The organism is Pseudomonas sp. Au-Pse12, from assembly GCF_021341665.1.
In the GTDB taxonomy this organism is placed as follows: Bacteria; Pseudomonadota; Gammaproteobacteria; order Pseudomonadales; family Pseudomonadaceae; genus Aquipseudomonas.
The window spans coordinates 107733-121646 of record NZ_JAJTTH010000013.1 but is presented as its reverse complement, the minus strand read 5'-3'; the positions used below and the strand labels follow the sequence as shown (position 1 = coordinate 121646).

General features: G+C 64.7%; 14 protein-coding genes and 1 pseudogene. 9 read left to right on the top strand and 6 right to left on the bottom strand.

Annotated features, from left to right (window positions below; translation table 11 throughout):
* The first annotated feature begins 53 nt into the window (after nucleotides 1-53).
* The 5 genes and pseudogenes from LXM55_RS28635 to LXM55_RS32835 all read left to right on the top strand — a co-directional run bounded on the left by LXM55_RS28635 (nucleotide 54) and on the right by LXM55_RS32835 (nucleotide 3792).
* Nucleotides 54-371 (top strand): hypothetical protein, encoded by a 318-nt coding sequence (locus tag LXM55_RS28635; RefSeq protein WP_233323480.1) that lies wholly within the window; start codon nucleotides 54-56, stop codon nucleotides 369-371.
* Nucleotides 372-426: 55 nt separating this feature from the next.
* Entirely contained in the window at nucleotides 427-948 is a 522-nt protein-coding gene (locus LXM55_RS28630) for an alpha-ketoglutarate-dependent dioxygenase AlkB family protein (RefSeq protein WP_233323479.1), read from the top strand.
* Nucleotides 949-1035: 87 nt separating this feature from the next.
* Complete coding sequence (locus tag LXM55_RS28625; RefSeq protein ID WP_233323478.1) at nucleotides 1036-1917, top strand: alpha/beta fold hydrolase; 882 nt, start codon at nucleotides 1036-1038, stop codon at nucleotides 1915-1917.
* 114 nt (nucleotides 1918-2031) lie between these two features.
* Nucleotides 2032-2934, top strand: a pseudogene (locus LXM55_RS32840) (MCP four helix bundle domain-containing protein); the annotation flags it as partial.
* Nucleotides 2929-3792: a methyl-accepting chemotaxis protein gene (locus LXM55_RS32835; RefSeq protein WP_442799795.1), complete on the top strand. Its 864-nt coding sequence runs from the start codon at nucleotides 2929-2931 to the stop codon at nucleotides 3790-3792. The pseudogene LXM55_RS32840 and the gene LXM55_RS32835, both read left to right, overlap by 6 nt.
* Nucleotides 3793-3859: 67 nt before the next feature.
* Here LXM55_RS32835 and LXM55_RS28615 read toward each other — a convergent pair whose 3' ends face one another.
* Entirely contained in the window at nucleotides 3860-5194 is a 1335-nt protein-coding gene (locus LXM55_RS28615) for an aminotransferase-like domain-containing protein (protein WP_233323523.1), read from the bottom strand.
* A gap of 107 nt (nucleotides 5195-5301) precedes the next feature.
* Here LXM55_RS28615 and LXM55_RS28610 point away from each other — a divergent pair, with 107 nt between their 5' ends.
* On the top strand, nucleotides 5302-6198 hold the full coding sequence (locus LXM55_RS28610) for a DMT family transporter (protein ID WP_233323476.1): 897 nt from the start codon (nucleotides 5302-5304) through the stop codon (nucleotides 6196-6198).
* Nucleotides 6199-6616: 418 nt separating this feature from the next.
* Here LXM55_RS28610 and metE read toward each other — a convergent pair whose 3' ends face one another.
* The 3 genes from metE to LXM55_RS28595 form a co-directional block, all read right to left on the bottom strand.
* Nucleotides 6617-8905 (bottom strand): 5-methyltetrahydropteroyltriglutamate--homocysteine S-methyltransferase, encoded by a 2289-nt coding sequence (metE, locus tag LXM55_RS28605; RefSeq protein WP_233323475.1) that lies wholly within the window; start codon nucleotides 8903-8905, stop codon nucleotides 6617-6619.
* Nucleotides 8906-9144: 239 nt separating this feature from the next.
* Nucleotides 9145-9741: a nucleotidyltransferase family protein gene (locus tag LXM55_RS28600; protein WP_233323474.1), complete on the bottom strand. Its 597-nt coding sequence runs from the start codon at nucleotides 9739-9741 to the stop codon at nucleotides 9145-9147.
* Between the two features lie 77 nt (nucleotides 9742-9818).
* Nucleotides 9819-10148: a hypothetical protein gene (locus tag LXM55_RS28595; protein ID WP_233323473.1), complete on the bottom strand. Its 330-nt coding sequence runs from the start codon at nucleotides 10146-10148 to the stop codon at nucleotides 9819-9821.
* Between the two features lie 237 nt (nucleotides 10149-10385).
* Between LXM55_RS28595 and yfcF the strand changes: the two genes are divergently transcribed.
* The 3 genes from yfcF to LXM55_RS28580 all read left to right on the top strand — a co-directional run bounded on the left by yfcF (nucleotide 10386) and on the right by LXM55_RS28580 (nucleotide 12933).
* A complete protein-coding gene (gene yfcF / locus LXM55_RS28590; RefSeq protein ID WP_233323472.1) occupies nucleotides 10386-11018 on the top strand; it encodes a glutathione transferase in 633 nt (210 codons plus the stop codon).
* A 185-nt stretch (nucleotides 11019-11203) separates the two neighbouring features.
* Nucleotides 11204-11641 carry a hypothetical protein gene (locus LXM55_RS28585; protein ID WP_233323471.1) on the top strand — a complete coding sequence of 146 codons (438 nt, stop codon included), beginning with the start codon at nucleotides 11204-11206 and terminating at the stop codon, nucleotides 11639-11641.
* 122 nt (nucleotides 11642-11763) lie between these two features.
* On the top strand, nucleotides 11764-12933 hold the full coding sequence (locus LXM55_RS28580) for a hypothetical protein (protein WP_233323470.1): 1170 nt from the start codon (nucleotides 11764-11766) through the stop codon (nucleotides 12931-12933).
* 38 nt (nucleotides 12934-12971) lie between these two features.
* On the opposite strand, the gene LXM55_RS28575 is transcribed toward LXM55_RS28580, so the two are convergent.
* Together LXM55_RS28575 and LXM55_RS28570 are read right to left on the bottom strand one after the other, a co-directional pair.
* Nucleotides 12972-13214 carry a hypothetical protein gene (locus LXM55_RS28575; RefSeq protein ID WP_233323469.1) on the bottom strand — a complete coding sequence of 81 codons (243 nt, stop codon included), beginning with the start codon at nucleotides 13212-13214 and terminating at the stop codon, nucleotides 12972-12974.
* A 127-nt stretch (nucleotides 13215-13341) separates the two neighbouring features.
* Entirely contained in the window at nucleotides 13342-13803 is a 462-nt protein-coding gene (locus tag LXM55_RS28570; protein ID WP_233323522.1) for a methyltransferase family protein, read from the bottom strand.
* Between the last annotated feature and the right edge of the window lie 111 nt (nucleotides 13804-13914).

Sequence of the window (13914 nt, the reverse complement as noted above, 5' to 3'; positions counted from 1 at the left end):
GCGGCGAGCTACCGTTGCCGACCTGGAACGCCACCTCGCCCGAACCGGACCTCATGCCCTCAGATTCCGCCCTGCTGCTCCATCATCCCGGACCACGCCCGGCTTTCTATCGGATTGCCGAGCACCTGTGGGGCGCCGGCTGCCATGTGGACTCCGATGGCGACAGCCGGACCGCCGACGATGCGCAATGGACCGAGCTGACCCTGATACTGCGTGACTCCAGCCAGCAACGCCTGGACATTGACCCACTGTCCCTGGCGCCCCTGGTCTTGCTGATCCGCGCCTCACAGGCGGACCTCGGCGAAAGGGCCGCGCACTTCATCCAGTCGGTGGCAGGCGGCACACTCCAGGCACACATCAAGGACCGATAAGGATCGGGCCCTGCCCCACGGCAGTTGCCCCCCTTTCAATACTGGCAGCGCTCTAATGAATCCACCCGAGATCGACTTTTTCCCCGACTTCATCGCCGACCCGCAGCGGCTGTTCAACCACCTCAAGGACAGCGTGCAGTGGGACGAGCGCATGCGGGCACGCAAGACCGCCAGCTTCGGCGCGCCCTACGACTATTCGCAGATCACCTACCCGGCGGTGCCGATGCCCGAGGCGCTGGAACAGCTGTGCGGGCCGATCGAGCAACTGCTGGGCTTTCGCCCCAACAATTGCCTGCTCAACTGCTACCCCGACGGCCAATCCTCCATGGGCTTTCACTCCGACGCCAATGAACAGTTGGTGACAGGCACCGGGGTGGTGATTGTCTCCCTGGGCCATGCCCGGGCCATGGTCTTCCGGCACAAGCAAAGCGGCGCCACCTTCGACTACAGCCTGGCCAGCGGTTCGCTGCTGCATATGTCCGACGAGTTGCAAAAGCACTGGCTGCACGCGATTCCCAAGGCGCCGGACGCTGGCGAGCGCATCAGCCTGTCGTTTCGCCAGCTCAAGACCGCGTAGTGCTGGACTCGGTCAGGATCGGCCCTTGACTCAAGGGCCGCGCCATCGACAATGCCCGGCTGTGATCACCGCGCCAATAGAGGCCCCATGCAGTTGCTCCCCTGGTCCTACCCCTGCCCCGAAGGCTTCACCCTGCGCGGCCTGCGCTCCGCGCCCTCGGGCAAGCCACTGCTGCACTTCCTGCACGGCAACGGTTTCTGCTCGATGGCCTACCAGCCGATGCTGGCGCTGCTGGCCGAGTCCTTCGACCTGTGGCTCAGCGACGTCCAGGGCCACGGCGACACCGACCACGGCGGCCCGTTCCTCGGCTGGAACCGTACTGCGGAACTGGCGGCCGAGGCTTTCGAAGCCGGGCTCGGCGCCTATGGCGAGGTGCCGCGCTATGCCGTCGGCCACAGTTTTGGCGGAGTACTGACCTGCCTGATCGTCGCTGAACGCCCGCAACTGTTTCGCAAGGCGGTGATGCTCGACCCGGTGATCTTCACCCCGAGCATGATCGGCTCGCTGGGGGTGCTTTCGGCCCTGGGCCTGAATCGCCGCCACACCCTGGCGCGCAAGGCCGCCGCCCGGCGCCAGCGCTGGCCGGACCGCGCCGCCGCCAAGGCCGCATTGGCCAACCGGGGCATCTTCAAGGGCTGGAGCGATGCCGCGCTGGCGGCCTATGTCGAACACGGGCTGAAGGACGACGAGCAGGGAGTGGCGCTCAAATGCACCCCCGAGCGCGAAGTGGACATCTACAGCTCCTTCCCCCGCCGGCTGTGGCGCTCGCTGCGCCAGGTAAAGACCCCGAGCCTGGTGATCCACGGGCGTGACAGCTACCCCTATGTGGCCCGTTCGATCAAGCGCTGGGCGGCCATCAACCGGCACCTGAGCACCCAGGTGATCGATGGCCAGCACTGCTTCATGCAGGTCGACCCGGAGACCAGCGCCCGCTCCATCGCAGGCTTCCTGCACCGCGAACCCCACTGAAAGCCGCGGGCCAGGCGCCCGCAAATAGATGTCACCGTGCTATCATCGGCGGGTTTTCCAGGCCGGCCATGCCACCTGTCATCCCTGGAAAGCGCCGGACAAGGCGCCGATCAGATGCGCCTGCCGCCTACCTTGTGTGCAAAAAGCCGACGGTGCCGTGGAGCCTCGCTCCACCGCGCACCGCACAGATGCAAACCGCGACTCGCTTCGCCGGTTGTACTTTTTGCTGCCACAAGGAACACAGTCATGCTCTTGAGAACGATGAACATTTCCCGCCGCGCAGGGTTGAGCTTCGCCCTGATCGCCCTGTTGGCCCTGGGCCTGGGAGGCTTCTCGTTGCTGGAAATGCGGCGCATGAACCAGCAATCCCTTGAGGTCGACCAGAACTGGCAGCCATCCATCATTGCCGCCAACGCTCTGGCCCTGACCAGCACCCAGATCCGTACCATCACCCTGCGCATGCTGGTGGTGCGCGACAACAACGATGTACAGGCCCTGCTCAAACGCGTCGGCGAGCTCGACGAGCAACTCAATCGTCAACAAGACGTCTACGAAAAACTGATCACCGAAGCCGACGAGCGCTCGGCCTATGAACGCTTTCTCAGCGCCAAGGCGGCCTATATCAAGGACCAGCACCGGGTGGTGGAACTGGTGCGCCAAGGCCACAGGGAAGCGGCCATCGACGTCGTCGACGGCGGCCCGTTCCTGGCCAACGCCGACGCCATGCTCAAGGACCTGCTGGAGATCATCGACACCAATACCCGGGGTGGCGTCGCCGCCGCGGAGCTCAGCAGTGAAGTGTTCCAGGGCGCCATCGGCATGGTCATGCTGATGATGCTGATCGTGGTGGCCCTGACCATCGCCCTGGCCCTGCTGCTGACCCGCAGCATCGTGCGCCCCCTGGGCCAGGCCGTGGCCGTGGCGGAAACCATCGCCAGCGGCGACCTCGGCCAGAGCATCACGGTCAGCGGCAAGGACGAACCGGCGCGCCTGCTGCACGCCCTGCAGACCATGCAGGCCAGCCTGCGCGGCACCCTGCAGCGGATCGCCGATTCCTCCAACCAGCTGGCCTCCGCCGCCGAGGAGTTGCACGCGGTCACCGAACATTCCAGCCAGACCCTGCACCAGCAAAGCAATGAAGTGGAACAGGCGGCCACCGCGGTCAACGAAATGACCGCCGCGGTGGAAGAAGTGGCGCGCAATGCCGTGAGCACCTCCGAAGCCTCCCAGGAAACCGACCGCACCGCCCATCACGGCCGCGAGCAGGTGCAACACACCGTGGATTCCATCGGCCAGCTGGCGGCAGACGTGACCCAGACCTGCGAACGGGTCGAGCACCTGGCGGTGGACGTGCGCAATATCGGTCAGGTGCTGGAAGTGATCCGTTCGATTGCCGAGCAGACCAACCTGCTGGCCCTCAATGCCGCCATCGAAGCGGCCCGGGCCGGGGACGCCGGACGCGGGTTTGCCGTGGTCGCCGACGAGGTGCGGGCCCTGGCCCATCGCACCCAACAGTCGACCCAGGAAATCGAAAGCATGATCAACACCATCGAGGAAGGCACCGAGGGTGCGGTCAGCGCCATGCGCACCAGCAACGAGCGCGCTCACCTGACCCTGGAAGCCGCCCGCGCCTCTGGGCTGGCCCTGGACCAGATCACCCAGGCCATCACCATGATCAACGAGCGCAACCTGGTGATCGCCAGCGCCAGCGAGGAGCAGGCCCAGGTCGCCCGGGAAGTGGACCGCAACCTGATCAACATCCGCGACCTGTCGACCCAGACCTCGGCCGGGGCCAACCAGAGCAACGCCGCCAGCCAGGAACTGTCGCGGCTGGCGGTGGACCTCAACGCCCTGGTGACCCAGTTCAAGCTCTAAAAAAAGCAGCGATAAGCTTCAAGCGGCACGCTTCAAGTTCAACGCCTGGAATTTGCCGCTTGCCGCTTTAGAACGCGTAACGGCCAATCACTTGCCGGACCTTGGCCAGCGCCACGCTCAGATCAGCCAGGCCCACCGAGCCCAACGCCAGGCGAATGGCGTGGGGCACCGGCCCGGCGCCGACAAAGGGCTCGGCGGTGGACACCGAGACGTTCTCCTGCAGCAGCGCCAGGGCCACCTGGTCGGCGCGGACTTCCTCGGGCAGCGGCAACCAGAGGAAATAGGAACTCGCGTGGCCGACCCAGGCCAGCCCGGTCAGCGCTTCACGGGCCAGGGCCTGGCGGGCTGTGGCGTCCTCGCGCTTTTCCTGCTCCAGGCGCTGCACCGTTCCGTCCTCGATCCAGGCGCACGCCATGGCGGTCATCACTCCCGGCGTGTTCCAGGTGGTGGCGCGGATCGTGCGTTCGATGCGCTCGACCCAGGTCAACGGCGCCACCACATAACCGACCCGCAGGCCGGTGGCCACACTCTTTGAAAAACCCGAAATGTAGACCGTGCTCTCCGGCGCCAGCGCCGCCAGGGGGACGGGCGGGTCTTGCGCGAGGAAGGCGTAGGCGGCGTCTTCGATGATCAACAACGAGTGCGCCCGGGCAATCGCCACCAGCCGCTGGCGCCAGGCCAGGTCCAGTACCCAGCCCATGGGGTTGTGCAGGGTCGGCATGGCGTACACCGCCCGCACCCGCCGCCGTTGGCACAGGCGCTGCAGTGCATCGAGGTCAGGCCCCTGCTCGCTCAGGGGAATGGCCAGCAGCTCCAGCCCGTGCGCGTCGGCCACCACCTTGAACCCGGGGTAGGTCAAGGCATCCACCGCCACCACGTCACCGGGCTTGAGCAGGGCCATGACCGTGGTCGCCAGGCCATGCTGGGCGCCGCTGACCATCAGCACCTGCTCGCCCTCCACCACCAGCCCGCGACAGGCCAGGTGCCGCGCCACCGTGGCCCGTTCATGGCCACGTCCGGCATGGGGCTGGTAGCGCAGCAAGGCTTCCAGGTCTCCCGTGGCAGCCAGCTGACGCAAGGCTGTGCGCAGCAGCTCGGCCTGTCCGGGCAGGGCCGGGTAGTTGAAATTCAGGTCCAGGGTGCCCGCCGCCGTGGCCTGCTGGTCCACGCCCTGGCCAGGGGGCAAGGCGGTTTCCCGGACGTAGGTGCCACGCCCGGTTTCACCGCTGACCAGGCCCATGGCCTCCAGCTCGGCATAGACCCGCGATGCAGTGACCAGGGCCAGCCCCTCGCGCGCTGCCAGTTGGCGATGGGTGGGCAAGCGAGTGCCGGGGGCCAGGACCCCGGCACGGATGTCGGCGGCAAAAGCGTCCACCAGCTGCTTGTAGCGGGCACGGGCCATAGGGGCTGTATCCATGACAATTTTTTGATTGTGCTGATTTTCAGCCCTAGGATGCTCCCGACACAAGCCCCGCCACCGCGGTCACTCCCCTCTTGAGCACTGCCTGAATGGAACGGACATCGAACCTGCAATCCCCCACCCTGGACAAGTCCGCCAGTGGCTGGCTCAACGGCTTTATCGGCGTGCTGATCTTCAGCGGCTCGCTGCCAGCGACCCGGGTCGCGGTGCTGGAGTTCGACCCGCTGTTCCTCACCGTGGCCCGCGCCACCATCGCCGGGTTCCTGGCCCTGGGCATCCTGCTGCTGTTCAAAGAGCGGCGCCCGAGCCAGGCACAGTTCCTGCCCCTGGCCATCGTCGCCCTGGGCGTGGTGCTGGGTTTTCCGTTGCTGACCGCCCTGGCCCTGCAATACGTGACCTCGGCCCACTCCATCGTGTTCCTCGGCCTGCTGCCCCTGGCCACGGCGGTGTTCGGCGTGCTGCGCGGCGGCGAGCGGCCGCGCCCGGTGTTCTGGCTGTTCTCGGTGCTCGGCAGCCTCTTGGTGGTGGGCTATGCCCTGTCCCAGGGGCTTGCGGCCTCGCCCAAGGGCGATCTGCTGATGCTCCTGGCCGTTTTGGTGTGCGGCCTGGGTTATGCCGAAGGCGCCAAACTGTCGCGCACCCTGGGCGGCTGGCAGGTGATTTCCTGGGCCCTGGTGCTGTCTCTGCCACTGATGGCCGCGCTGACCCTGTTCAGTACGCCCGCCTCCTTCAGCGGCATCAGCCTGCCGGCCTGGGTCAGCCTGGGCTATGTGTCGCTGTTCAGCATGCTGATCGGCTTTGTCTTCTGGTACCGCGGGCTGGCCCAGGGCGGGATCGCCGCGGTCGGCCAGTTGCAACTGCTGCAACCGTTCTTCGGCCTGGCCCTGGCCGCCGGCCTGCTGCATGAGCAGGTCAGCCTGGGCATGCTCGGGGTCACGCTGGCGGTGATCCTCTGCGTGGCCGGGGCGCGAAAATTTGCCAAGTGAGTACAAGACAGTGGCGGCACTTGCCGGGCTGCCACCGTTTGCGTGGGGATGTGCGGAAAGAGCCGCGAACGGCTCCGGGGTCAGGTCGGAGAGATAGTCGCAAGCGCACCGAGCGCGATGGTCAAGGCTAAAAATCCAAACAAGAAAAACGCCATCTTAGTCATCAGGCCTCCTGAACAGTAGGTATGCGGTGCAGCGGGCCCGGTTTCCAGCCGGGAGGCCGGGCGGGCGCGCCATTTTCAAACCATGGCTGTTCTGATAACAGACGCAGATACGCAAGAAAAATACGGATCAGATACACCCTGCGGCCTCAGGCAACGGGTTACTCGCCACCGCAGCACTGGCCCCCGATGCCGCAGAGGAAACAAAAAACCGGAGCACGCTGACGTGCTCCGGTGGCGGGGTTGCCAGGTGGGGGTCAGGCCAGTTCTTTACGCAACTGACGGGCCGCAGTGACCATGTGCACCAGGGCCGCCTCGGTTTCCGGCCAGCCGCGAGTCTTCAGGCCGCAGTCCGGGTTGACCCACAGGCGCTCGGCAGGAATGCGCTGGGCGGCCTTGCGCAGCAGGTTGGCCATTTCCGCGGCGTCCGGCACACGCGGCGAGTGGATGTCGTAGACCCCCGGGCCGATCTCGTTCGGGTAGGCGAAGGCTTCGAAGGCCTCCAGCAGTTCCATGTCCGAGCGCGAGGTCTCGATGGTGATGACGTCCGCATCCATGGCAGCGATGGATTCGATCACATCGTTGAATTCGCTGTAGCACATGTGGGTGTGGATCTGGGTTTCGTCACGCACGCCAGAGGCGCACAGGCGGAACACTTCGGTGGCCCAGTCCAGATAGTGCTGCCACTGCGCCCGGCGCAGCGGCAGGCCTTCGCGGAACGCCGCTTCGTCAATCTGCACGATCTTGATGCCGGCGGCCTCCAGGTCCAGCACTTCGTCGCGGATCGCCAGGGCCAGTTGCCGGGCCTGCACTTCGCGGCTCACATCTTCGCGCGGGAAGGACCACATCAGCATGGTCACCGGGCCGGTGAGCATGCCCTTCATGACCTTGTCGGTCAGGCCCTGGGCGTAGCGGATCCACTCCACGGTCATGGCGTTCGGGCGGCTCAGGTCACCGAAGATCACCGCCGGCTTGACGCAGCGGGAACCGTAGCTCTGGACCCAGCCGAAACGGCTGAACACATAACCGTCCAGTTGCTCGGCGAAGTACTCGACCATGTCGTTGCGCTCGGCTTCGCCGTGCACCAGCACGTCCAGCCCAAGGCGCTCCTGCACCAGCACCGCATGACGGATTTCGCTGTACATGGCTTCGGTGTATTCGGCGGCGGTCAGCTTGCCCTGCTTGAACGACTGGCGCGCCAGGCGGATCGAAGCGGTCTGCGGGAACGAACCGATGGTGGTGGTGGGAAACAGCGGCAGGTCGAGGCCGGCGCGCTGCCGGGCAATGCGCTGGGGGAACGCCGATTGACGTTGGCTGTCCCGAGCGGTAATCGCCGCGACCCGCGCCTGTACCGCCGGTTTGTGGATGCGTGGCGAGGCTGCGCGGCTGGCCTGCACGGCACGGCTCTGCTCCAGGGCCTTGAGCACCGCCGGGGCCTGCGGCTGGTTCACCGCCTGGGCCAGTACCGCCACTTCCTGGCATTTCTGCACGGCAAAGGCCAGCCAGCTCTTGAGTTCGGCATCCAGCTGGTCTTCACGTTCCAGGTCCACCGGGCTGTGCAGCAACGAACAGGAAGGCGCCACCCACAGGCGCTCGCCCAGGCGTTCATGGGTGTGCTGCAAGGTGGCCAGGGCTTTCTCCAGGTCGCAACGCCAGACGTTGCGGCCGTTGACCAGGCCCAGGGACAGCACCTTGTAGGCCGGCAGGCGGTCGAGGATGGTCGGGTATTGCTCGGCAGCACGCACCAGGTCGATGTGCAGGCCGTCCACCGGCAAGTTCGCCGCCAGGCCGAGGTTCTCTTCCAGGCCGCCGAAATAGGTGGCCAGCAGCTTCTTCAGCGGCTCGCGCTGGATCTGGTTGTAAGCGCGTTCAAAGGCATTTTTCCATTCCTGGGGCAGGTCCAGGACCAGGATCGGCTCGTCGATTTGCACCCATTCCACGCCCTGGGCCGCCAGGCGCTGGAAGATCTGGCCATACAGCGGCAGCAGGCGATCCAGCAGTTCGAGTTTGTCGAACTCGGCGCCCTTGGCCTTGCCCAGCCACAGGTAGGTCAGCGGGCCGATCACCACCGGCTTGACCGCATGGCCCAGGGCCCGGGCTTCCTCGACCTCTTCGAAGAGTTGCTCCCAGCCCAGCTGGAACTGCTGGTCGGCGCTGAATTCAGGCACCAGGTAGTGGTAGTTGGTGTCGAACCACTTGGTCATTTCCTGGGCATGGGCCCCACCGCAGCAGCTGTCGCTGACGCCACGCGCCATGCCGAACAGGGTCTGCAGGGTGGCCGGGCCGTTCTGTGGACGGAAACGCTCGGGAATCACGCCGAACATCAGGGAATGGGTCAAGACCTGGTCGTACCAGGCGAAGTCGCCCACGGGCAGCAGTTCGATACCGGCGTTCTTCTGCAGGTCCCAGTGGGTCTTGCGCAGTTCGCGGCCAACGGCACGCAGGCCGGATTCATCGATCTCGCCTTTCCAGAACGCTTCTTGCGCTTTCTTCAATTCACGGTCGCGGCCAATGCGCGGAAATCCTAGGGAATGGGCCAAAGCCATGACAGACAACTCCAATGTATTTGATGGGAGCCATTGTCGACACTCGCCTACAGATGAGACAAACTCATTTTAATCGCGATGATCACAAGTCCCACTCATGATCCAGATTGATATTCCCCCCTGGCAAGCACCCAGCCACAGCCGACGCCCGCAGCCTGGTGAAACCGCCCGCTCCTGCACCCTGGGACGCGACCCGGTTCATGCCCAAGGCCTGAGGGTTGAACGCGCAGGGCGAATGCTCAGCGCTCTTGCAGCCTGAGCAATGGCCATTGGCCCTGCCAGTTCTTGGCTTGCAGCCGCTCGAGGAAGATCGGCCGCCGGTCTTGGGCAAACCTTGGCGTCGGCCGGATCACCCCGTCGAACAAGTCGTCCAGCCCCAGTGGCGCGCACACTTCACACGCCCCGTCGGCGCTGCGCCTGACGGCGACTGCGGTGGCGGTTTCCGGCCAGTGGCTCATGGCATCGGCGCTGGAGGTATAAGGCAAGTCGCCGTTCTTCAGGTGCATCCGCGCCTGGTTCTTCACCGACCAGTCGATGCCCGGATGGCACGCCCGCAGCATTCCCTCCAGGTGTCGATCAAGCTCGGCAGAACAGCGCTGGCGATCGAACCAGATGACATCCACGTCACTGTCCAGCGGCGAGCAGGCTCGGCCGTGCAGGTGATCCCACAGCGCATTGCGGACAAACCCGGCACCGATCCAGCAGTCATCAAGGCCCAGGGCCTGCACCTGCTGCAGCAACGGCCAGCGCAGCGGGTCGGCGGCGATGAGCGCCGCGACCCGTGCGGCCTGCTCAGGGTACCGCTGGCGAGGCGAGTGTCGATCGGCCGGGCTCATTGCCCGGGCGCCAGCAGATGGGCAGACAGGTCCAGGTACATAACGTTGGCAGGAGAAAACATAGAAGCCTCGGCAGGTCAGCGACGGGCCAACTTATACCTCAGGCAGTCCTCGTAAAAGCTTTTGCGCAGCGCCTCGGGCTTGATCCGCGAGGCGCTGTCGTAGGTCTGCTCGGTAATACCCAGGGCCATCATGCGCATCCAGCCCTTGCTGAACTTGTAGGTCTGGATTTTCTGCCGCGCCGCATACAGCGACACCCCGGACAACTTCAATTCCTGGGCCCTGGCGGCAGTGCCTGCGCCCCAACTGCAGACATAGCGGTCATTGGCCGCCAGCTCCCGGGCCTGGGCCGCAGAGGCACCGCCCAACAGGGCAAACGAAGTCAGCGTAATCAACACATGGCGCATTTTGCGGTCACCTAACCACCTGAAAATAAAGTGATTTTGGCGACACTTCAGACCGCCAGGGGCCAGTACTTTGCCTTGTTGATCAAGGCAATGTGCCTGCCAATGCTGGCCACTCACGCGGCGCACTGAGGCTGGAACGCCAGTATTCCCACAAGGAATGCCCGAATAAAAATCGCGCATTTTATTTATTCCCCGGGATCTCTTAGCGTGTGCGCTCCCCCCCTTGGAGATACCGCCGTGACCGCTTCCCGCCCGCGCCTGTACGTCGATGCCCAGTTCACCAGCCCCTATGCCCTGTCCGTGTTCGTGGTGCTGCGGGAAAAGGGCATCGACTTCGACCTGTTGCCCCTGGACCTGGACACCGCGCAGAACCGCGAGCCAGCCTACGCTCGTCTGTCCCAGACCCAGCGTGTGCCAACCCTGGTGCTCGACGACTTTGCCCTGTCCGAATCCTCGGCCATTGCGGAATACCTGGAGCAGCTGTTCCCGCACAACCCGGTCTACCCCCGCGACCCGCAACAGCTGGCCAAGGCCCGCCAGGTCCAGGCCTGGCTACGCAGCGACCTGCTGTCGATCCGTCAGGAGCGCTCGACCCTGGTGGTGTTCTACGGCTGCCAGGGCGAACCGCTGTCGCCCCAGGCCGAAGCGGCGGCGAGCAAGCTGATCGAAGCCGCACAAGCACTGTTGGCGGATGGCCGCGACTGCCTGTTCGGCCAGTGGTCGATTGCCGATGTCGACCTGGCACTGATGCTCAACCGGCTGATCCTCAACGGTGACCCGGTGCCGGCGCGCCTGGTGGACTATGCCCGGCGTCAATGGCAGCGGCCGGCGGTGCAGGAATGGCTGCAGCTGCCACGCCCGGCACTGTAGCGGCCGGCCGATAGCGCCAGACGTCCAGGCCTGCGGCAGACATAGGCTGGGCGCGGCCTTGCCCAGGGCCGCACCGGTCGTGGCGCGCCCACCCAAGCGCCAGGCAACGGCAGAAAAGTACCCCTGCGCCGATCCGGCTGGTATGGTGCGCCCCTTGAGAAATACACCGCCTGACAGTGAGGAAAATGACCTTGAGCAGTGAAGCAAAAATGACCGGCGACCTGTTCGAAGTCGACAAGCGCCTGGCCCTCAAGCCCATCGTCGATTTCAACAGCTACCTGCGCGCCGCCTTCGCCGATGGCCCTTGTTCCTGCGGTCGCTGTGTCGCCAGCCAGGGTGACGAAAGCGGCTATGAATACCAGCACAGCTTCAACTTCGCCGGCCGCGTGGCCAACCGCCGCTTCGCCGCCACCGCCGGCAGCGACGTGCTGCTGGCGCTGAAGAAAGCCTGGCTGTCCTTCACCAAGGCCGAACTGCCGGTGAGCGGCGACCTGGACCTGGCAACGGTCAAGGACTTCGTCGACCCTGAACTGCACAAGCTGCTGGTGCCGCTGTTCGTCGCCAGCGGCCTGACCCGCGAAGTGGACGGCCAGTTGCAGATGCAGGCGCAAGTGGCGGCTTGATAGCCGTCAACGGCCAGTACTGATTGCCCGGCGTCCCGGCCCGCAGTACCGAGGCGCCTCCACGCAAGACCGGCACAAGATCACGTACCGACAGGTCACCCCCGCGTCATCAGGAGCAAGGAATGGATTCCAACCTGGCAACGTCCGATCAAGAGGCCCTGATTCCCATCTATCAGGGCTGCCTGTACTTCCTGCCCATGGCCACCGTCTTCGACTTGCTCCACATGTCGGCCCTGCCGAGGAATCTGTACGAACAGGCGCATCGGCCCGGCTGGCTCACCTGGAAGACCTTCAGCAAGTGGTTTGCAGCCCCTCAGCCCAAGGAGGAGATGCGCCCTACCCAGAAGCTCAAACTGAACAGGATGCTGCAAAGCCGTCCGGTGCTGGCACAGCTGCAGCAAGAAATCCTGCAGAAGGATGCGCTATGGCGACCCTACGTCGAATGGCGGGGCTTGATCGCTAGCCCACTCTTCAATAGCCCGCGATGCGTGGACTATTGGAAAGACAAGCTCGAGACAGAATGGCATCTGGCCTGCAAGCTGTTGCCTCGTGCCTCCGGCGTCGTGGCGAAGCTGACACTACTGGCCGACTCCACATTGACCGAGGATCTCGGCCTTCCTGGTTCAAGGGCTCGGTTCAAGGCATTGCTGGCAAGCACACTCGATGAGCAGGCACTGACCAGCCATGTGGATTTTATGCAGGCGAGACTGGCCGACAGCGTCGCCACATTGCTGCGTTTTGCGGCCTGGCTGACCGCCGATGCCGTGGTGCTGAACTGGGACCTGATGCAACACAGCGCAACCCGGGATAGCCAGCCACTGGAACGCTGGCTGCCCAGGCTGACGCCTCCCCAGTCCGACTGGAGCAACCCCCTCGGCGACTGCCTTGAACACTTTGCCCGGCTAGCGGGATGCGCTAACACGGCAGCCCTTGGCGAGCTCTGGGCGCAGCATGAGTACCATCAGGGCAAAGTCCGTGACATCACCTCCAAACAGCGGTTGCTGCGTGATTGGATCACTGGCGGCAAAGGCCGGCCTACCCTCGCCAGCGTGCGTTCACTTGCCGAGGCGGTGGCGATCAGGGCTGCCGCCTTGCAAGGTTCAGCCGACTACGAGGGAGGAAGTGAAATCGATGCACTGCGGCAAATGCTGCACTTTGCCGAAACAACACGTTTTCTACAGAAAGAGATGCAACGGCTGGGCCTGCCTGCGCGATTGATCGGCGAAGTGTTCGCCAGCTATCCGCAGGAGTACCGCAAAGCGCTCACGGTTCTGGGCCATCCTCTGCCCTGAAGGAAAGGGCCGGCACAACGCCGGCCCCAACGCCTTGCTCATCGAGGCTTCGACGGCGACTGATTGGGATTCAGCTGCTTGCCACGATTGCCCTGGCCCTTGTCATAGATGCGATTGGTACCTGCCGTGCCCTTGTTGATGTTCTGGATATCCGCCCGGGCATCCTGGGGGTGTTTCTTGCTACTGCCCATCGCTGCCCTGGCATCCCCCCGTGAACGCCTGCAGGCAGGGTTGTTGGGGCTCAGTTGATGGGCTCGGTTCTCGCGGTTTTGCTGGGTCATGGTGTGTGCCTTTAGTGAGTTGTCTGGCTGATCTTGAAGATCGAGCACAGGATCAACCCCAGGCCTGAAAACACCGAGGAATTGGCGAGGAAGAAAGTCGCCGATGGCATTCGGACTCAGCAGAGGCTCACAGCCAGCGCCGCACGCGCTGCCTATACGCGGCAAAATCAGCCCCAAACAACTGCCCCAGCGCCCGCTCTTCGGGGTTGATCTGAAAGCGGTTCATGTACAGGACAAACCCCAGGACGCCCAGCAACACCAGGGGCGAGGCCAGGTACAGGCCCCAGGCCAGCAGCCACAGGGCAAAGCCGACGTACATCGGGTTGCGCGTGTACTGGTAGATCCCCGACGTCACCAGGGCCGAGGCGCTGGCAGGTTTCAGCGGGTTGACCGTGGTCTTGGCCCGGCGAAAGGAAATCCCCCCGGCCAGGACAAACAGCAGCCCGGCAATCACCAGCGGCAGCGCCAACAGCAGGCGCGTGCCCAAATCCGGATCGAAGCCCGGCAACCCGCGCGAAAACAGCCCCATCAACACCCCGAACAGTACCGCGACAAGCGGCGGCGGAATGCGGTTTTCCAATGCCTGCATCATGCGTCTCTCCTTTGCCCGGCTTCAGCCCGGGGCGTTACTGGGCCCCGGCATTTCCGAAGCGCCCAACCAAGCGTCCATGCCCGCCCTGGGCACGAGCCCAAACAGGTT